The organism is Pseudoalteromonas sp. Z9A6, from assembly GCF_011378805.1.
Lineage (GTDB): Bacteria > Pseudomonadota > Gammaproteobacteria > Enterobacterales > Alteromonadaceae > Pseudoalteromonas > Pseudoalteromonas distincta.
Genome location: NZ_WTKZ01000002.1, coordinates 32,891 through 53,328, shown reverse-complemented (window position 1 = coordinate 53,328; position 20,438 = coordinate 32,891). Strand labels below are relative to the sequence as shown.

The 20,438-nt window shown below is 37.9% G+C and carries 19 protein-coding genes; 7 read left to right on the top strand and 12 right to left on the bottom strand.

All coding sequences use genetic code 11. From position 1 onward, the window contains the following. Positions 1 to 17: 17 nt before the first annotated feature. The 5 genes from ppnN (at position 18) to GQR53_RS01000 (ending at position 5,512) form a co-directional block, all read left to right on the top strand. Positions 18 to 1,361 (top strand): nucleotide 5'-monophosphate nucleosidase PpnN, encoded by a 1,344-nt coding sequence (ppnN, locus tag GQR53_RS01020; RefSeq protein WP_165742627.1) that lies wholly within the window; start codon positions 18 to 20, stop codon positions 1,359 to 1,361. Positions 1,362 to 1,371: 10 nt separating this feature from the next. Beyond that, positions 1,372 to 2,145, top strand: a complete 774-nt coding sequence (xni, locus tag GQR53_RS01015; protein WP_165742626.1) for a flap endonuclease Xni — start codon at positions 1,372 to 1,374, stop codon at positions 2,143 to 2,145. 69 nt (positions 2,146 to 2,214) lie between these two features. Beyond that, positions 2,215 to 2,598, top strand: a complete 384-nt coding sequence (locus GQR53_RS01010; RefSeq protein ID WP_165742684.1) for a DUF3192 domain-containing protein — start codon at positions 2,215 to 2,217, stop codon at positions 2,596 to 2,598. An 11-nt stretch (positions 2,599 to 2,609) separates the two neighbouring features. Beyond that, on the top strand, positions 2,610 to 4,298 hold the full coding sequence (locus GQR53_RS01005; RefSeq protein WP_165742625.1) for a hypothetical protein: 1,689 nt from the start codon (positions 2,610 to 2,612) through the stop codon (positions 4,296 to 4,298). A 206-nt stretch (positions 4,299 to 4,504) separates the two neighbouring features. Further along, positions 4,505 to 5,512: an isocitrate dehydrogenase gene (locus GQR53_RS01000; protein ID WP_007580684.1), complete on the top strand. Its 1,008-nt coding sequence runs from the start codon at positions 4,505 to 4,507 to the stop codon at positions 5,510 to 5,512. 285 nt (positions 5,513 to 5,797) lie between these two features. Here the strand turns inward: GQR53_RS01000 and GQR53_RS00995 are convergent, their stop codons facing one another. After that, entirely contained in the window at positions 5,798 to 8,806 is a 3,009-nt protein-coding gene (locus GQR53_RS00995) for an immune inhibitor A domain-containing protein (RefSeq protein ID WP_165742624.1), read from the bottom strand. A gap of 489 nt (positions 8,807 to 9,295) precedes the next feature. Here GQR53_RS00995 and GQR53_RS00990 point away from each other — a divergent pair, with 489 nt between their 5' ends. Both GQR53_RS00990 and ilvN read left to right on the top strand, forming a co-directional pair. Continuing rightward, positions 9,296 to 11,020, top strand: coding sequence for an acetolactate synthase 3 large subunit (locus GQR53_RS00990; RefSeq protein WP_165742623.1), 1,725 nt, complete (start codon positions 9,296 to 9,298; stop codon positions 11,018 to 11,020). Next, the gene (ilvN, locus tag GQR53_RS00985) at positions 11,020 to 11,517 is read left to right on the top strand and encodes an acetolactate synthase small subunit (RefSeq protein WP_007580691.1); all 498 of its coding nucleotides are present in this window, start codon (positions 11,020 to 11,022) and stop codon (positions 11,515 to 11,517) included. The genes GQR53_RS00990 and ilvN overlap by 1 nt, the downstream gene beginning before the upstream one ends. A gap of 91 nt (positions 11,518 to 11,608) precedes the next feature. On the opposite strand, the gene GQR53_RS00980 is transcribed toward ilvN, so the two are convergent. The 11 genes from GQR53_RS00980 to GQR53_RS00930 form a co-directional block, all read right to left on the bottom strand. Beyond that, positions 11,609 to 11,884: an HU family DNA-binding protein gene (locus GQR53_RS00980; RefSeq protein ID WP_002962474.1), complete on the bottom strand. Its 276-nt coding sequence runs from the start codon at positions 11,882 to 11,884 to the stop codon at positions 11,609 to 11,611. A gap of 210 nt (positions 11,885 to 12,094) precedes the next feature. Then, positions 12,095 to 12,634, bottom strand: coding sequence for a DUF3833 domain-containing protein (locus GQR53_RS00975; RefSeq protein WP_165742622.1), 540 nt, complete (start codon positions 12,632 to 12,634; stop codon positions 12,095 to 12,097). A 1-nt stretch (position 12,635) separates the two neighbouring features. Beyond that, positions 12,636 to 13,124: a chalcone isomerase family protein gene (locus tag GQR53_RS00970; protein WP_165742621.1), complete on the bottom strand. Its 489-nt coding sequence runs from the start codon at positions 13,122 to 13,124 to the stop codon at positions 12,636 to 12,638. Between the two features lie 55 nt (positions 13,125 to 13,179). Then, complete coding sequence (locus GQR53_RS00965) at positions 13,180 to 13,680, bottom strand: DUF2878 domain-containing protein (RefSeq protein WP_165742620.1); 501 nt, start codon at positions 13,678 to 13,680, stop codon at positions 13,180 to 13,182. Further along, on the bottom strand, positions 13,658 to 14,920 hold the full coding sequence (locus tag GQR53_RS00960; protein ID WP_165742619.1) for a cyclopropane-fatty-acyl-phospholipid synthase family protein: 1,263 nt from the start codon (positions 14,918 to 14,920) through the stop codon (positions 13,658 to 13,660). The genes GQR53_RS00965 and GQR53_RS00960 overlap by 23 nt, the downstream gene beginning before the upstream one ends. Before the next feature lie 37 nt (positions 14,921 to 14,957). Then, entirely contained in the window at positions 14,958 to 15,695 is a 738-nt protein-coding gene (locus GQR53_RS00955) for a DUF1365 domain-containing protein (protein ID WP_165742618.1), read from the bottom strand. Next, complete coding sequence (locus GQR53_RS00950; RefSeq protein WP_165742617.1) at positions 15,688 to 16,944, bottom strand: FAD-dependent oxidoreductase; 1,257 nt, start codon at positions 16,942 to 16,944, stop codon at positions 15,688 to 15,690. The genes GQR53_RS00955 and GQR53_RS00950 overlap by 8 nt, the downstream gene beginning before the upstream one ends. After that, positions 16,941 to 17,651 (bottom strand): SDR family NAD(P)-dependent oxidoreductase, encoded by a 711-nt coding sequence (locus GQR53_RS00945; protein WP_024596920.1) that lies wholly within the window; start codon positions 17,649 to 17,651, stop codon positions 16,941 to 16,943. The genes GQR53_RS00950 and GQR53_RS00945 overlap by 4 nt, the downstream gene beginning before the upstream one ends. 2 nt (positions 17,652 to 17,653) lie before the next feature. Continuing rightward, positions 17,654 to 18,082, bottom strand: a complete 429-nt coding sequence (locus GQR53_RS00940) for a nuclear transport factor 2 family protein (RefSeq protein ID WP_165742616.1) — start codon at positions 18,080 to 18,082, stop codon at positions 17,654 to 17,656. Between the two features lies 1 nt (position 18,083). After that, positions 18,084 to 19,478, bottom strand: a complete 1,395-nt coding sequence (gene phrB, locus GQR53_RS00935) for a deoxyribodipyrimidine photo-lyase (RefSeq protein WP_165742615.1) — start codon at positions 19,476 to 19,478, stop codon at positions 18,084 to 18,086. Then, the gene (locus tag GQR53_RS00930; protein ID WP_138490055.1) at positions 19,478 to 20,431 is read right to left on the bottom strand and encodes a DUF523 and DUF1722 domain-containing protein; all 954 of its coding nucleotides are present in this window, start codon (positions 20,429 to 20,431) and stop codon (positions 19,478 to 19,480) included. The genes phrB and GQR53_RS00930 overlap by 1 nt, the downstream gene beginning before the upstream one ends. Between the last annotated feature and the right edge of the window lie 7 nt (positions 20,432 to 20,438).

The following is a 20,438-nucleotide window of genomic DNA, read 5'->3' as shown; positions in this document are numbered from 1 at the left end:
GTAGTAGGAGCACGTCTATGTTAATACAGTTAAACCCAACTGGGGTTTTAGATTTACTGTCGCAATTAGAAGTTGATTTATTAGAGCAATCGTCTGCGAGTGAGCGTTATAAATTATTTAGAAACTGCGTACTTGCAGTCCTCAATGTAGGTAGTCATACCGACGACAGTAACGATATATACAACAAATACAAAGATTTTGATATTCGTTTAGTAAGCCGCGAACGAGGTATTAAAATTGAACTTGAAAACCCACCCGAAACCGCATTTGTTGATGGCGAAATAATTACCGGTATTCACGAACATATATTTTCTGTTATTCGTGATATTTTGTTTATTTGTCAAAAATACGAAAAAGATTTAAAAGAGCAAAAAGCCATAACCCATATGGTGTTCGATATGCTCAGAAATGCAGGTGCACTGCGTGTTAAAAGCGAGCCTAACATGGTTGTTTGCTGGGGCGGACATTCAATAAACGAGGTTGAATATAAGTACACAAAACAAGTAGGTTACGAACTTGGTTTACGTGGATTAAATATTTGTACCGGTTGTGGTCCTGGTGCCATGAAAGGCCCAATGAAAGGCGCAACTATTGGCCACGCAAAGCAACGTAACACCGATAATCGCTACTTAGGTTTAACAGAGCCAAGCATTATTGCTGCCGAGCCACCAAATCCTATTGTAAACGAACTCGTTATTTTACCTGATATTGAAAAACGCCTTGAAGCTTTTATTAGAACAGCTCACGCAATTATCATTTTTCCTGGTGGCGCAGGTACTGCTGAAGAGTTGTTATATTTATTAGGCATATTGTTGCACCCAGATAATACTAAACAATGTTTACCTGTTATTTTAACTGGCCCCAAACAAAGCGAGGCGTACTTTAAAGAGCTATGCGAGTTCGTTGAAATGACCCTTGGTAAGGAAGCGTTGGATAAGTTTGAAGTTATTATTGATAATCCTGAATTAGTCGGTCAAAAACTAAAGTCATCGATGGCTAATGTTCGTGATTACCGTAAAAGTGAAGGTGATGCCTACTACTTTAACTGGACATTAAAAATAGATAACGACTTTCAACAACCTTTTGCACCAACACATGAAAATATGGCAAGTTTAGATTTACACCTTGATCAGCCTAAACAGCTACTCGCGGCTAATTTGCGTAGAGCTTTCTCTGGTATTGTTGCTGGTAATGTAAAAGACGAAGGCGTTAGAGCCATTAAACAAAACGGTCCATACATTTTAAGTGGCGAACCTGCCCTTATGACAAATATGGATAAATTATTACAGGCATTTGTTGATCAGGGTCGCATGAAGCTCCCTGGTAGTAAATATGTTCCATGTTACAAAATAAAAGCATGAGTTTTATAGTTTGAAACCCCATTTACTTCTTATAGATGCGCTTAATTTAATTAGGCGCATTTACGCCGTTGACGCGAATCAAAAACATCATAGCGACGAGCAAATGATACAAACGTGCTGTGCACGTGTAGCCCACGCCTGTAAAAAGCTTTTAGATACGAGTAATGCAACCCATGCCATTGCTGTGTTCGATGGTGACAAAAGCTGGCGTTATCATTTTTATAAAGACTACAAACATTCACGCGCGCCAATGCCTCAAGTGCTAAAAGATGCCTTAGAGCACTTTAAAACCGCAATTGAAGAAACAGGTATTGTAGTATTTGAGCCTATTAACGATGAAGCTGATGATATTATTGCAACGCTTGCCTTTAAGGCATCAAATAATCAAATAACGAGCACTGTTGTTTCTACTGATAAAGGCTTTTTACCTTATATTGGCCCTTACATTACAGTTTACGATTACTTTAAAAAGCTCTATCTAGATGAGACAAGTATAAAAGAGCGTTTTGGTGTTGAGCAAAATAAACTCGTTGATTTTTGGGCATTAGCGGGCGATAAAACAAATGATATTCCGGGAGTTAAAGGAATAGGTACTAAATCTGCGCAGCAAATAGTTAATAACTATAACTCAATTGAACAAGCAGCCGAAGATGAGTCTCTAAGCCCGAGTATTAAAGCAAAGTTAGCCGCTAATATGGATATGTACGTAATTTCAAAGCACTTGGTTAGTTTACGCACCGATATAAATTTAGGTTTTAGTTTAAAGCAGTTAAGACTTAATTAGTCGCAAGTTAATAGCCTCTAAACATTACAAAACGTATACTGATATTAGTTACCGGAGTCAGAGTAAGCCATATTGAAAAAATTTATCCGATATTTAATTTTAGGTTTAGGGCTATATGCACTGATAGCTGCATTGGTGATTACCTTTTATAAAGACGATCCTCAAGCTATGATTTGGCAAGACCGAGAGGCTTTCAATAAACGTTACATCGAAAAACTATCACTTGAGCAGCCAACAACACTAAATAGTGTTCTTGATTACTTAGGCAGCCCCGATCTTACTTATGCCAAACGAGATGGTGAACAAGTATATCAGATAGTTTTTTATCGTACACAACATAAAACATCTGACGGTATTACCACTATGGATGAATGTACTGGCCTATTATTTAAAAATGGGCAGCTGTTTTTATGGGGCCCGAGTGCATACAATAAATACCAAGAACAAAATTAGGTGAAGGTTTAATGGATGAAGCTGTTTCAACTATCTTAGAGCAGCTGCTTAATAATACGCAGCTGTTTTTAAGTTATTATAACAATAAACAAAAATGGACAGCTCTATATCCAATGGCAAGTAAGCTAGCTGAGCAATATAGAGTGCTCTACAGCAAACAGCCATTCGCATTACAATCCCGATTAACGCTTTATAATCCAAGTTATTCTTATGCAACAAATTTAGTTGTTAGTCAGAGCGTCATAACTGCTGCCCTGTGTAAATCTCAAAATTATAATAGTGCCTTAAGTGAGCTATACATAGCCGCTACACTCATTGAACATTTATGTGTTGGAGCGCAATTAAACAAGCTTTGCGAGCAAACACCTTTTCAAGATTCTGATAAAAAAATTTGGAAAATGCGTCATCAGTTAGCAGCAAAAGTAATGTTAGCTAGTGGCGATTCAGCAAAACCTGTTACGCAGTTACTAGCTAAATTAAATAAGTATAAACAAGCATTGGTAAGTGCTCCTAAAATAATGCTTTACGATGGGGGCATAACGCTGATTGCTCTAGCAAATATTATTAGCATGAACATTACGAGCAACACGGCTAATAAACATATTAGCTTATATAAAGCACTTACCGATTTGTACATTCGCACACCTAACTTGTTCGCACTGCAATTAATTAAATCACTAATAGCGCATTTAGGGCCATTATTACCGGGAAGCCGCGTTTTATACGCTGAGCAAACCATGATTTATTTAGCAACTGATGCACAACAACGCCATGTTTTAATTAGTACAGCAAATCCAAATAAATTAAGCTGGTACAGAGTAAAAGCAACGCTTAACGATAATCCAAAACAATGGCATTGCACTGATAAAACCATTAGCTTCAAAGTATTTAACAGTGAACATGTAAAACCACAAAGTGAGCTTGAGGTTGATAAGGCACAATCTTTACTTGAGCTAATAAGTAATATTAAGTTACAGCACGAATACAGCTATAAAGGATTAAGCCTGCTGATGGCGCCCCACCCTCTCGTAATTGCTAATTTATGCGAGGCTGTAAAACCATATAATAAAGAACATCAGCCCGCAAAAGACTTAAAACATAGTTTATCGATGGTCGGTTATTATAATGCACCTGCAATAATTCAACGGGTTGTTTTTGAACAATTAGTTAATGTTACCCCACATCCATTGCAAGCCTACGTGACTAACAGATTAAATGGGTTAGTAAAAATAATGGCTTTATTGGTTAGTAAAAATGATCACGACCAGTTTGAGCACATCACTTTACCTTTATACGCTTACGCCCATTTTTTATTAACGCAATGCAGTACACAGCTTTCTCGTAAAACGCTGATTGACGACACACCAAATAAAACATTGAGTGCCCCTATTTGCTCCTTTTTTGGGGTAAATGCAATTAACACCGAACAACTAACACAACAGCTTACTCATTTATTGAGTGATAACCCATGGACAGCAGCACTATTAGAAGCAGAGCAAACACCTAAAAAACACTTAACTGACTCTCATAAAGTTTGGATCACACTTAAGATTGTTGCTCAGAGTGTGTTTAAACCCGAAATTTCGCTAACTCCGTGGCAGCAGCAAACGTTGAATGAACAGCTAAAAATACTCAATTGGCACAATCCAGCAGATTTTTATCAAAATTTAGAATCTCTTGAGCTATTTGATAGTATTTGATTTATGAAAACCTATTTAACGTCTTTATACCAATTATAACTTTCGTGTATACCCAGTATTTTTTGTATAAACTAGCAAAATGGGTGATAAACTGGTATAAATTCGCCCTTAAATTTTCAAGCACGTTCACATAAATGATCTAACAAGCGATTACCCTCTCAGGGTAATAATTTATGTGCAAATCAAACTCTTTAAAGGAAAAGTCAATGGCCAAACAAACCATCACAGTGATCAAAGGCGACGGCATCGGTCCGAGCATTATCGACTCAGCACTTGAAATATTAAAAGCCGCAGGCTGCGACTTTGATTATGAATTTGTTGATGCTGGCCTAGCTGCACTTGAAAAAACAGGTGAGTTACTTCCACAAGACACGGTTGATACAATAGCTAGAAACAAAATCACTCTTAAAGGCCCATTAACAACGCCTGTAGGTGAAGGTTTTACATCTATTAACGTAACACTTCGTAAGCAATTTGGTTTATACGCTAACGTACGCCCTGTTAAATCATTTGTTGGTACTAAAGCGCGTTACGACGATATTGATATCATTACTATTCGTGAAAACACGCAAGGTATGTACTCAGGTGCAGGCCAAATTGTAAGTGAAGACGGTAATGAAGCAGAAGCAAAATCGATAATTACGCGTGAAGGCGCAGAAAAAATCGTAACTTTTGCATATGAGCTAGCGGTACGTGAAGGTCGTAAAAAAGTAACTGCTGTTCATAAAGCTAACATTTTAAAATCAACATCTGGTTTGTTTTTAAAAGTAGCACGTGAAGTAGCTGAGCGTTACCCACAAATTGAATCAAATGAAATGATTGTTGATGCAACGTGTATGAAACTGGTAATGACACCTGAAGAGTTTGACGTGATAGTAACGACTAACTTATTCGGTGATATTTTATCTGACCTTTGTGCTGGCTTAGTTGGTGGCTTAGGTATGGCACCAGGTGCTAACATTGGTGAAGACGCTGCAATTTTTGAAGCTGTACACGGTAGTGCACCAGATATTGCTGGCAAAAACCTAGCTAACCCTACATCTGTAATTTTAGCATCTATCCAAATGCTTGAGCATTTAGATATGGGCGACACGGCAGAGCGTATTCGTAGTGCTGTTGCCGATGTAATTAAATCAGGCGACCGTACAACTCGTGATTTAGGCGGCAGCCACGGCACAACTGATTTCACTCAATCAGTAATTGACCGTCTGTAATTAATATTTGTTATTAATTTAAATAGCCCGCTAATTTAGCGGGCTTTTTTGTGTTTGCTAACTGCATTTACTAACCGAATGTATTTATGCAAGTTATACCAATTCGCTTAATTAAGTGATCTATTTTGAGGATGGAAAAGCATGTTGATAGCTAGGCAAAAAATTCGCTATTTAGTTGTTCTCGGCAATTGCTCCTGCATTGCTCTACCTTCTGCATCCATGCAGTCGTAAATGAGAATTTTAACACAGGTAGCGACACGTTTAGTCCCGCAAAATGATTAAGTATTATTGCGGATTGGTATTAGTATTAAACCTAAATAAGCCCAAAAGTAGTAATCCTAATAAACCCGCCAGTGATCCGCCACTTGAACCCGAACTACTTTGTTGTTTTTGTACAGTAGCAGATAACTCTTGAGTAAAAGTATCATTGGTTTGAGTATCAGTAACATTCAACGTTACGTTATAAGTCCCGTCAGCTTGATAAGTATGCCTTGGGTTTTGTAAATTTGATAACGCACTGCCATCACCAAAATCCCAACTGTAAGTGTAACTATTAAAGCCGCCGGTTACTTGGGCATTAAATTGTGCGCTTAAATCACTAACTGTAGCGTTTGCGTTTATGCTAAGCGGAACATTAGCAGTTACATCAATCTCTTTTGATTGTTCAGTGCCTTCGTTATCTGTCACTGTAAGCGTTACTTGGTAATCACCAGAGTACAAATAATTATACGAGAGCGATTGAGTCGCTAAAGTACTTCCATCTCCTAGCTGCCAATTATAAGTATACGGTGCGACTCCACCTGTAAGCGATGCGTCAGCTGTTAAAGTTCCTTGGTTTATTACATATTCAATTTCATTTACAGTTAATGGTTCAACTAATGTAACTTGTGCTACAGCGACTTGCTGTGAAGTACCATTATCTGCCATAAACTCAACGTTATAAGTGCCATAGTCTTGGTATTCATGAGTAGGCGTTAACTCTGTGCTGGAGCTCCCGTCGTCAAAACTCCACGTAAATTTGTCCGCTGGAGTAAGTGCAAAACCTTCTACATTAAAATTAACGGTTAAACCGTTTTTAGTAAAATTAATTCCCTTAGTAACATCGTAATTAAGCTCTACTTCTATATCTTCACTGTCTGCTGACTGGCTTATAATACTAAACCCAAAACCAACCTGTGGAAGCACAACACCCGATGGTTTTTGCGCTGCAAAGCTATAATCGGTTTTATCAGTAAACCCGGTGATAGCTGATAAATCATCATCACCTAACCCTGCCCTTTGTTGATATAGGCTAAAAGCAGCATCACGTATTTGAATTGCTGAAGCAGCCGGAGTTTGCGTACTGCCTTTATTTATTGACCGCTGATCGGCATCTACCACTAATGCAAAACCACTGCCTGGATGCTCGGTAGTATTATTATCTGCTTGAGATTCATTGCTGTACCACAATAATAACCCCGGTGAGTACTGCTCTGCTTGCAAACTACTGTCAACGCCTGTGTATGAACGCAGTTGTAGATAGTAATGTGATGGCGATGCATATGTGTAACTACCAACTTTTTCAAAGCCATTAAACTCAGTGTTAACTTGATCTTGTGCATTATTTTGCCAAATTAAAGTATCACTTTGCTCAATGCGCATATCATCAACAACAAAACCATAATAATGTGTGTTCGCATCTGTTATGTATTCAATTTTTAAATCAATTGTTTGCCCAGCATAAGCTGATAAATCAAACTTATGGGTCAAATAGCCGTTAGGTTGCTTAGCATCACTATTAAGAAATGAATCACCTGAGATATACGGACCAATATCACCGTAGTATGGATTAAGCGCTTGCGTATAATTACTCGCGATTGGCTCGCCATTTACTTTTACTTGAACTAAATCGTAATCGCGCTCAATACTGTAATAAGCAATAAAGCTTAAAGTAAGTGTCTCAGTTGTGCTTGGTAGCGCTATTGTATTAGCTAAGCTGTTGCTAATATTGTCGCCCGTATTTGAATAGTATTGAAAATCACCTTCTACTGGAGCCCTAAATTTTTCGAGCCTTGGTGGTAGTGTTATTTTTATTTGATTTTGCTGTTGTGAAGTACTCGCAGTATTAATTAATGTTTGCTGTGAGTTAGCCTCTATCTCATCCATATCAAGCGTAAGCTGGTTAACCCAGTTACCCTGGTACCGCTTTTGTAAATATTCAAGCGCATAAGGGCTAAACATAACTGGCTCTGAGCCTCTTGGCGAACCAGCCCAACTTCCTGTCGACATAACTGACCAAGACGCGACAGGCTCACCTACCGTGTTAGATTGTAAGTCGTATTCATCTAATAATCCTAAATCATGCCCAAGCTCATGCACAACCACACCAATCCCAGCATCAATAGGGTTAATGGTATAACCAAAGAGCTTAATGTTGCTGCCTGCAATCTCGCTCGGCCCGCTATTTTCATCAAATACATAGTAGCGGTGTGACCAAATAGCATCGGTGCTTAGGTAACCGCCACCCGCTTCTTCGCCAATACTTGAATGAAATACCATTACATGGTCAATAATGCCATTAGGTTCATTAAGGATACCGTCGCCATCAATATCATCTAAATCAGTTAAATCATAGTCCGCTAAATTAATATTAAACTTTGCAACTGCTTTCTCCACAGCCTCTTTAATTAAAGCGGGCGCATTTATATCCCGTGTACTGCCTTGGCGCTCACCATATATTTTTGCATTGCTATTAGCGGTTACCCAGCCATATACCTGCCCGCTAAAGTTTAAGCTGTTTCCCGAAGCCGCTTTATAATAATCAGCAGCCGTTTTTAAGCTTTGTCCATCAGGGCCTGTATAACCTTGAGTATTAAAAAGCATTTGCTGATAGTGCTCAGTTGAATAATCAGCGTAAAACATATCGGTGTCTTGCTCTACAAGTTGATTGTCGTCATGTTTAAGATCAGGAAAATCAATTAAAATAGCTAACACTTTCACATCATTAACGCTTTGATCTGGCACTAGCGACGTTGAAAAAGCGACCTGTTGTTTATTTGTGTTTGAAAAAACGTTGGAGGAGGATTTAAATTGCCTAAAGCCATTTTTAATTGAGTGATTGGCAACGTCTTTGTTACTCATATATGACTTAAATGAACTATCTAACTCACTTGAAGATATTTGGTCTCTTTTTTTAAGCCAATATAAAATACGCTCTTCGTTAGTTATACCAATATCATGCGGACTTAAGTTATTAGCCGCCACTATAGGGCTTAATAGCGTAGTTAAAAGCGCAATTAACGTCACTTTTTTCACTGTGTTTTCCTCAAACATAATTATGTAGCAATCATACCTAATAATAGAAATTTAAACATGCGATAAAAACATATAGTTAACATATGCAATTAAGGCTAATGGTCTCTAACACTCTTTTATATCTAAAATCGAACTTACAATCTAAAATGCATAATTTCTGCCAGTAAACTCAATTAAACACAGGTTTCCTGCAGCTTTAAATTAAAAAAAGCCACAAAACGAATTTAAAATGCAAAAAACAGCTTTCAAGGTTGACATGAAGGCTTAAAACCCTTAAAAATAAACCTATACAAAATCTTTAATTTAAAAGCAGTGTTTTGCTAAGTAGAGTAAAAACTATGAACACACACATTAATCTTTTAGTCGTACTCGTACTGGTCTTAGTTATAAGCCCAGCGGGGATGTATTAAAAGGTGATACTGCTTTTTAAAAACCCTCGCACTACGCGGGGGTTTTTTTATGCATAAAAAAGCGCACAGAGGAATGAGGATGAGCAAACAAGAATATAATGGTTCTGAACTAGTAGTTCAGGCATTAAAAGAGTTAAAGGTAAAATACATATTTGGCTATCCCGGTGGTTCGGTTTTAGACTTATATGATGCACTTTTTCAGCAAGATGATATTGAACATATATTAGTACGTCACGAACAAGCTGCAACACATATGGCTGACGGCTATGCCCGCGCCACTGGAGACGTTGGTGTTGTACTTGCAACCTCAGGCCCTGGCGCTACAAACTGCATTACAGGTATTGCAACGGCCTACATGGATTCAATTCCTATGGTTGTGTTATCAGGCCAAGTGCCTACAAATTTGATTGGCGACGACGCATTCCAAGAAACCGATATTGTGGGTTGTTCTCGCCCTGTAGTTAAACACAGTTTTAACTGTAGAAGTGCTAAAGACATCCCTACAATCTTAGCTAAAGCTTTTTATATTGCTAGCACTGGTCGCCCAGGTCCTGTCGTTGTTGAGCTTCCGAAAGATATGCTTAACCCTGCTATTAAGTTTGAATACGAATTTCCTAAAACCACCGAGCTGAGAACTTACAGCCCTAATACTAAAGGGCACTCAAAACAAATTCGCAAAGCCGTAACAGCTATTTTAGAGGCCAAAAAACTGGTTATCTACTCTGGTGGTGGTATTGTTATTTCAAATACATCAGAGCAATTAACGCATTTAGTTGAATCATTAAATGCCCCCATTACAAATACACTAATGGGATTGGGTGGTATTTCAGGTGTGCATCCAAACTTTGTAGGTATGTTAGGCATGCACGGTACGCTTGAGGCAAACAAAGCAATGGCTAACGCCGATGTGATTTTAGCGCTTGGTGCCCGATTTGATGACAGGGTAACTAATAATGTTCAAAAGTTTTGCCCTAATGCCACAATTGTTCATGTTGATGTTGACCCAACTTCAATTTCTAAAACGATTAAAGCACACATACCAGTTGTAGGTTGTTTAGCAACCGTACTTGAACAACTACAAGCGGGTATTGATAAAAGCCCAATTAAAATAGACCGCAGCGCGCAAGAAGATTGGTGGCGACAAATTATCAGCTGGCGCGAACAAAAGTGCTTAAGCTACAACACTGCTGGCGACAAAATTAAACCACAAGCTGTAATTGAAGCGGTTTATAAAGCTACTAATGGCGATGCTTACGTAAGTTCTGACGTTGGTCAGCATCAAATGTTTGCAGCGCAATATTATCCATTTAAGCATCCTCGTCAATGGATCAACTCAGGCGGCCTAGGCACCATGGGCTTTGGTTTACCTGCTGCAATGGGCGTAAAGCTAGCCTTTCCTGATAAAGAGTCTGTGTGTATTACGGGTGATGGCTCTATTCAAATGAATATTCAAGAACTATCAACCTGTTTACAGTACAACCTAGCGGTAAAGGTTGTATCACTTAATAACCGCTCTTTAGGTATGGTACGCCAATGGCAAGACATGGTTTACGGTGGACGTCATTCATCATCTTACATGGATTCACTACCTGATTTTGTTAAGTTAGTTGAAAGCTACGGCCATGTAGGCATACAAGTAAACACACTAGATGAGTTACAACCTGCTATCGATAAAGCAATGTCAATTAACGACCGATTAGTCTTTTTAGATATAAACGTTGATGAAAAAGAACATGTATACCCAATGCAAATCAAGTTAGGTGGCATTGATGAGATGTGGTTACGTAAAGGAGTAAAAGCATAATGCGTCGTATTTTATCTATTCTATTAGAAAACGAGCCCGGTGCACTGTCGCGTATTGTTGGGCTATTTTCACAACGAGCATACAACATTGACAGCCTAACCGTTGGCACAACTGATGATCAATCATTGTCACGTATTACTATTACCACTATGGGTGACGACAGAGTTGTTGAGCAGATCACAAAGCAAGTTAACAAGTTAGTAGATGTGCTTAAAATTATCGATTTAACAGAAATGAGTCACATTGAGCGCGAGCTATTACTTGTTAAGGTATTTGCTCAAGACGAGACGACTCGTGCAGCGGTTACTCGCGTAGTTGATGTATTTCAAGGTGTAATTTTAGATATGGGCCGACAAAGCTATAGTTTGCAACTAGTGAGCAGTACAGACAAAATAGAATCGTTTTTAGACACACTTCGCCATGAAACCGATATTATTGAAGTTGTACGTTCTGGTGCTGTTGGTATTGGGCGAGGCGATAAAGCGCTAAAAGCATAACACTCATCTATTAAAGCCGTTATATAGCGGCTTTTTAAACATAAAAAAAAGAGCTAAATAGCTCTTTTTTTAATTTAATTCGTTAAACCTATTAAGGGTTTACTTGGTCTTTAAGACCTTTACCTGCTTTAAAGCTTGGGATAGTTGCCGCTGCGATTTGGATCTCAGCACCCGTTTGTGGGTTACGGCCAGTGCGAGCTGCACGTTCTTTTACTGAGAAAGTACCAAAACCAACTAATGCTACTGAATCACCTTCTTTTAAAGAAGAAGTTACAGCACCTGTAAACGCGTCAAGAGCACGAGTAGCAGCGGCTTTAGAGATTTCTGCATCAGTAGCAATTTTTTCAACTAATTGAGCTTTATTCATTGTTAGATTCCTATTCGTTATTATTTTGCCTTCGCAAAACCTATCTTTATGCATTTTTAAAGAGTTAGCAACAGCAAATTGCATTTTTTGCTTAAATTCTTAAAAAATGAGTAAAATTTAAATAATTCTCTGTAAAATACAGCGTGTTGGGTTAACAAAGACTTAATTTGAGTACAATTTTGGCGCAAGTTAAGCAACTGGGTAAATAAGCTATATTTTTTCGATCACTAAGGTCACTTCCCCGACCTCGACTCCAAACTTAACAATAGATGTGCGGTTTATCAAGCGCGATTGTGTAACCAGGTACATCCAATCATCAAAATTCACTTTTAAACTACTGCCATCGTATGGAAGCTCTACATCGTAATTCCAATGAAATACGCTGCCATCACTTCTACCTTTTGCTGTACCTATAACATCATCTGCCAACCCTGTTAAACTATTGTCTTCGTTTAACGTTATTTTCCAGATTCGCTTTTGGGTTTGGCCATCATCATAAACAAAGTCTTCTTCAATAACGCCCAGGTTGCCGTCCCAAGTCGCATTCATATCTACGACAAGCTTTCGGGTCAATTCGCCTTTAAAGTCTTGTACAACACCATAGGCTTTCAAATTTCCGCTAAAAAACGTTTTAAAGTCGAAATTTGGCGATGTATTTTTATAATGTTCAACATTTGGTGCCGAACAGCTAATTAAAAGTAGAGCCGAGACGGTCATTACAGCTGCTTTCAACGTGTTTAATATGTTCATATTAATTCCCTAATAGTTGCTTTCGTAGTTTTGGCTCAGAGGTTTTTTTATCAAGCCAAATGGCTAAAAAGTCACTCGAAAATTGAGGCTCATTAATTTCACCAATTTTTTCATCATTATGATAAAAAGTGCTCATACCTTGCTCATTTGTGATTAACGTTAGCGAGTCACCCTTTTTTATATCAGGCCAAATAGACAACAATTTACTGTCATATTTGTCAGCTAATCCTTTTTTCCCAAGATGTTCCCACTGCTCATTTGTTGCTTTAACTATTTCTTTAGCTTCAAAGTCGCGTAAATAGGTAAGCTTAAACTTAATAGGATGTGTTCCTGCACTGTAATTACCTGAAGGGGTAAATAGCACAGCGTCATATACATCCCAAAATAAATACTCCATTCGTGCTTCGCCTACTTTATTAAATTGTGTGTTAGCTAAAACAATTGAAGTTGTAAGCAAATAAAAAGTAACTGCCTTTAGTAAAAATTTCAAAATAAGTTCCCTTTGAATAAGTGAGTAATGTTGCAAAATGCAAATTTGTGGGCGTTCAGCGATTAATAAACAACTTAATTTTTTGGTTTATAAAAAGGATAGCGGTAAACACTGCAGACCATATCGCTCCGTAAACAAGCCAAAATTGCCATAAAGGTAATCCTAGGCTTATTACTTCAAAACGAGCACCTGCCCAATAACTTGCAGGCGCAAAAGCAATACATACCAAAAAGGCCTGCCAAAGTTTTAATCTACTTAAAAAGACCATAGAGGTATTTAAAGAAAGTAATAATGCAGCCCATAAAAAAGCGAGCCATAGGGGGAAGGGGTATACTTTAAATTCTAACAAGCCTAGCTTTACCGCTATAAATTCTAATAACAGGGCTAAAGGTAGGGCTTTAATTAATAGTAAGGAGTCTTGTTTTTTCTGCTTTGATAACAAAAACATTAAAACAATAATCACGCCACTAAAAATTAGCGAATCAGCTTCAAGCAGTAATGATAAAAACCACACTGCTTGAAACAAAACAAAATTAGTAATTGAGCGCAATATCATCGTTATCGCTAATAAAACGTGGTTTACGCGCCATTAAATGCACTGTACTTGTTGCTCTGGCTCTAAATGCACCTTCACAATAAGCAAAATAGAATAACCATAAACGATAAAAACGTTCATCAAATTTAGAGCGGTCCAAATCAGGCCAGCTTTTTATAAAACGAGTACGCCAATCCGCTAATGTTCGTGCGTAGTGAGCGCCAATATCATTAACAGTGTGAATAACCATATCGGTATTATTCTTGATTTGCTCACTCATTTCGTTAAGTGATGGCAAGCACCCACCTGGGAAAATATACTGTTGGATAAAGTCAGAGTTTTTTAAGTAGTGCTTATAACGCTGATCGCCAATAGTAATTGCTTGTATAAGCATTGCGCCGTCGTCTTTTAAGAGCTCACCACACTGAGTGAAGAAGCTAGGTAAATAGTCATGACCAACCGCTTCTATCATTTCAATAGAAACAAGTTTGTCGTATTTACCTTTTAGTAATCTGTAATCGAGCTTGAGTAATGTTATTTTATTCTCAAGACCAAGTTCAACAATTTTTTTAGCTACAAAATCATGTTGCTCATCAGATATGGTGGTTGTTGTTACATGGCAATCGTAATGTGTGGCTGCGTATATAGCAAAAGCCCCCCACCCTGTACCAATTTCAATTACTGAATCATTTTTTTGAAGCTCAACTTGCTCACAAATGCGTTTAAGCTTGTATTGCTGCGCCTCTTCAAGTGTTGCTTCTTTTGTAGGATATACAGCACTTGAGTAAAGCATTTCTTTACTTAAAAATGATTCGTACAAATCATTACCTAAGTCGTAATGAGCAACAATGTTCTTTTTAGAGCCCGATTCTGAATTTTTATTTTTTATGTGATTAAATCGGTGTGCGATATTACTAAAAAATGCGAATTTTTTTTCAAACTCATCGAGTTGCTTTTCGTTTATAGCAAATATTTCTATAAATGAAGTTAAGTCGTCACAAGACCAGTGACCCAAAATATACGCTTCACCAGCGCCAACGCTCCCAGATAACGCAAACGCTTTATACATAGCTTTATCGTTAACTGTTACTGTGGCTTTTAAAGCAGACGATACATCGCCAAAAACTGTACGCTCATTTCCTTCAATTAAAACAACTTGACCTGTTTCAATTGACGAAAAGGCTTTAGTCACTAATTTTTTATATATGTTAGTTAACCAGTTTGTGCTTTGTTCGCAATTTAAGCTCGACACTTTATCCATTGAAATACCTATTAATTGTCCTGACTATCTATGTGCTTTATGGCTTGCCTGAGTGACCTAAAAAAGGAACTCGTTTTATAAACAACTTTAACGCTTGATAATAAATACCTTTGAAAATAGACCATGTCATGGCCGGAAAACGTTTAAATAACTTATTAACTTCTTCTTTAGTAAGTTCTTTACGCTTTAAGCGAAGTGTAGCATCAAATAATAGCTCTTCATTTCGCTTATTTTCAATGTGTATCAATGTTTTATCAGGCGATTGCTTAACATGCCAATGATAGTTCATATCTAGATTCATAAAAGGTGATACGGAAAAAACCTTTTTAAAGTTCACTTTTTTTTCTAAAGGTACTAAATAATAATGACGTTCGTTCCATGGTGTATTACTTACTTCAGCAATCATGTATTTAAAACAGGTGTCATTATGACCAAAAAAGTAAAAATTAACAGGACTAAAATACACACCAAAACAACGAAGTTGCCCAAGCATGTAAATATGAGTAAAGGTTTCAGTAATACCTAAATTGGCAAGTTGTTCGTGTGCACGCTCAATAAGAGGACGTTTAGCAAGCTGTGAGGTGCCTTTAAGATAATCAGCTTCATTAAACTTTAACGCCTTTAAGCCTGACGTACCTATGTGTTTATGCACACCATTTAGTTGTTGAGGATTATTTAAATCTACCCACATCATATATAAAGGGTAACTAAAGCGATGTTCTTTAACAGCAAAACGGCGATGTTTAACATCGCCTAAATACACTGCACTAGTCAAATTCGACCCCAAGTTGCTTGGCTACATCTACACCACTGTGTACGCCATCTTCATGAAAACCATTGTACCAATAAGCGCCACAAAAATAACTATTGTTGTGTCCGTCAATACTGTGTTTAAGTTTTTGAGCCGCAATAGACTCTTGGTTAAATACAGGGTGGTGATAAGTAAACTCGCGCAAAATTTTACTTTGGCTTATTCCTTCAAGATGGTTAAGCGTTACACAGAACTGTGTATCTGATTGTATACCTTGCAAAATATTCATTTGGTAAGTTACAACAGCGGCTTTATCCGTGTTGTTATTAAGTAGGTAGTTCCAGCTTGCCCATGCCGCTTTTCTATCTGGCAAAAGGTTTGTATCGGTGTGCAACACCACTGAGTTCTCAGTGTAAGCTATTGCACCCAATACTGACTTTTCTTGCTCAGTAGCATCACCCAGTAGTGCAAGCGCCTGATCTGAATGACAAGCAAATATTACTTTATCAAATTTACTTTGCTCACCATTGGCAAACTCTATTGTTACTTCATCATTTTGACGCGTAACTGATTTAATATTTGTATTGAGGTTAATTTTATCGGCAAAACCTCTGATCAGCGGCTTAATGTACTGACGAGAGCCTCCTGGTACTACATACCACTGTGGTCTATTGGTTACATCTAAAAGCCCATGATTAAAGAAAAACTTAACAAAAAACTCAACGCCTACGTTTTCCATTTCTTTAATACTGGTAGACCAAATAGCCGCGCCCATAGGAAGAATATAATGGTATTTAAAAAAGTCATTAAACTGGTTATCGTTAAGCAATTGCCCTAATAATTGATCAGACTGGTAATCACCTTTTTCATGCATTGCTTTGCACAGTTTGTTAAACCTAACAATGTCGTACAATAATCGCCAAAACTTAGGTCTAAAAATATTACGACGCTGTGCAAATAAGCTTGTAAACGTATGTCCATTGTATTCAAAACCAGTGGCTTCGTTGTGCACACTAAAGCTCATCTGGGTTGTTTGTTTATCAATACCAATGTGCGAAAGTAGCTTTTCAAAATATGGGTAAGTTCGGTCATTAAATACAATAAAGCCTGTATCTATTGCGTATTTGATGCCACACACATCAACATCAACCGTTGCTGTGTGGCCACCTATGTAATCATTTTTTTCAAATACGGTTACATCGTAATGTTTGTGAAGCAAATGCCCACATGTTAAACCAGATACACCAGTTCCTATTATTGCTATTTTTTTCAACGGGCTAATCCTTTTGCGATTTTAAGCCAAATCGGCAGTGGTAAAATGCGTAAAGCTTTTAATATAAGTGTAAAACGATAAGGGAAATGAACGTCTTTGCGGCGTTTTTGAATACCCTTAATCATGTAGTCAGCTGCTTTTTCAGCAGTAACGGCCATAGGCATCGGGAAATCATTTTTATTAGTAAGTGGCGTTTTTACAAACCCAGGATGAACTAAAGTCACATCAACATCATTTAAATCAACCGCTAAGCTTTTTGCTAAGTAACTTACACCCGCTTTTGATGCGCCATAAGCTTCTGAACGAGGTAGCGCAAGGTAAGTAACACTTGAGCTGACCAAAACAAGTTGGCCGCCTGGATTTATTTTAGGAAGTAACGCCTCAAGGCAATACCCCATAGAAAGTAAGTTAACGTTTATTACACGCTCAAACAACGCGCTATCAAAGTTGCGCGCATCATCTATATATTCACAATTACCAGCGTTTAAAATAACACGGTCAAAATGAGGAAAGCCAACTGTCGACTCTTTTATATCTTGCAGGTTAGTTGCATCAAATTTACATGCTTGGATATTGTCGTATTTAGCAAGCTCGGCGAGCTTATCACTATTACGGCCGCAAGCTATAACAGTGTCTCCTAGCTGTGCATATTTAATTGCTAGCTGCTCGCCAATACCTGATGTAGCACCCGTTATAAGTGTGATCATAATTAACCTGCCCTTTTATCAATTAGCTTTATAACGCTACCAAGTAAAGGAATGTGTTTGTATAACAACTCGCCCACATTAAAGTAGTCTCTGTGCTTAATAATTTTGCCATCTTTAAAAATAAGCTTACTATGACCGGCTACCGAGATAGTTTTACCTGATGAAAGCTTTGGATGTGCATAATACATAGTCCAATAAATAAAAGCATTGTTACCGCTATTAAACGAATCACTAATATCAAACTGGCAATGCTTAACATTGCTGTATAAGTTAGCAAAGTACCTGCGCAATTCTACAATGCCGTTAATTTCATGCATCGGGTCTATAAACTGTATGTTGTCACAGTAAATATCACTCAATAAATCAAGATTAGTGCTATCAAGCTGTTGGTATATTTCAACAAATTTATCTACTGGTAACTGGTTATCCATATCACACCTTAAATGCAGCAAGTGCACGTTCTCGTGCCGCTTTATGATCAACTATTGCTGGCCAGTAACATTCCTTATCTTTGCCTGTTGCGGCTAAATAAGTGTGTGGAAAATGAATGTGTTTATCTGGCACGTTTTCAAGCTCTGGCAAATATTTACGGATAAACTTGCCCGTTGGATCAAAGCGCTCGCTTTGTCTGATAGGGTTAAAAACTCTAAAGTAAGGCTGAGCATCACACCCGGTACTTGCAGCCCACTGCCAGCCACCATTATTTGAGGCTAAATCGCCATCAATTAAGTGCTGCATAAAAAAGCGTTCACCTTCACGCCAGTCTATTAATAAATGTTTAGTTAGAAAGCTTGCAACAACCATTCGTAAACGATTATGCATCCAACCGGTTTGCTTAAGTTGTAGCATTGCTGCATCCACTAATGGGTAACCTGTACGCCCTTCGCACCATGCTTTAAAATCGCTTTCACTTTTACGCCACACTACAGCATTATACTTTTCGTTAAAGTTATCGCCGCGCGAAAGCTTCGGAAATTCAGCAATTAAATGCCTGTAAAATTCGCGCCAAACAAGCTCGTTAATCCACGTAAACGTTTTACTTTTTGATGTAGTTAAAATATCAGGATAACGCTGCTGAATATTAATAAGCAGTTGCTTTGTGCTTACAATACCTAGTGCTAAATACGGGCTTAAACCCGATGTGCCTTTTACACTGGGAATATCACGCTGGTCGTCGTAACTTGTAAGTTTGTCGCATATAAAGTTATCAACTACGGTAGAGAGTGTTTCGTCGTCAACCGGCCACTTATCTGAGCACCCATCACTTTTTAGTAAATCACTCTCGTCAAACTCAATAGGGTCAGAAGTTAAAGGCCATTGTGGCAAACTAAAGTGTGTATCTTGATACTGCTTTAACCATGCACGTTTAAAAGGAGTAAACACTTTATACATTTCATTACTTTGATTTTTAACCGTTCCAACAGGTGCAATTAAATCACCTTCGTACAAAGTAAAAGTAATAGAAAGCTCATCGCATTCATGTAAAATTGCTTTATCGCGGTTTACTTCATTAAGCTCATATTCTGTATTAGCAATTATGTGTTTTACATCGTTTGCTTTACAAAAGTTAATAAGCTCGCGCGTACAATCACAAAAGCTCGGCGCTTCAATAATATGTAAAGTAATACCGTAATCAGCAAGTTGTGATTGAAGATAAGTAACTCGGCGCTTGAGTAAGTCAATCTGAATAGGCGCAGCTTGGTGTTGTTGCCACTGCTTTTCAGACACATAAAAAATGGCGTGTTTAGCGCCATTATTTAGCGCTTGAATTAACGCTTCATTAGAAAAAAGGCGCAAATCGCGCCTAAACCAAAATAATGTATCCATTAAATACCAAATCGTAGTTTTAAATCGTGAGGGTATGGGTTAAAAAACACTTGTTTTTCAAGGTACTCATTCGGATGAACTTTCAAATGATGTTTTAACAAGGTAAGTGGTACATACAATGGCACCAATCCTTCGCGGTATTCGTCTATGGCATCACGAAGTTCTTGTTTTTCAACCTTCGATAAATCATTTTTAAAGTAGCCTTGTAAATGCATTAGGGTGTTGCAATTATTTCTTCGAGAAGCTGGCTTTTTCAGACCCGTCATCAAACCTAAAATATATTCATCCGCAACTGCATTTATGTCGTCACCTACGAACGTTCCAAGCAGATTACCCAAATCACGATAAGCTTGGTAATTATGAGCCATCAACAAGTACTTATACTGAGAATGAAATTGAGTAAGCTTGTGAACCGTTAGTGGTTCTTGTACCAACTTTTGCCAATTTTTAAATACGTAAATTCTCATTACAAAGTTTTCACGTAAATGCATGTCGTTTAAGCGACCGTTTTCTTCACATGGCAATAATGGGTTGTGCTTCATTATTTGCTCAGCAAAAAAACCAACGCCTTCAGAGGTATTACCCGTGCCTGCTTCGTTGTATATTTTAATGCGCTCCATGCCGCAGCTTGGACTTTTTGCGCAAAATACAAACCCGCTCAACTCTTTAGCTTGTTCTGTTGCAACTTTTTTACCATACTCGGTAAGTTGTTGGCCTACATCTCCAGTACCATCTGGGCGACATACTTTAATAGTATCTCCCACTTTAACCTGGCGAATAGTTGGTCGAGGTATTGGTAAACCTACCGCTACCTCAGGACAAAACCGTGTATATTCAACATGTTTACCTAACTCATCCATACAGAAATTTGACTTTTTATGACCGGTGTCAAATCTAACTTTTTCGCCTGCTAAGCAGGCGCTTATACCTATTTTTATTATATCTGTGTGCATAAATTCT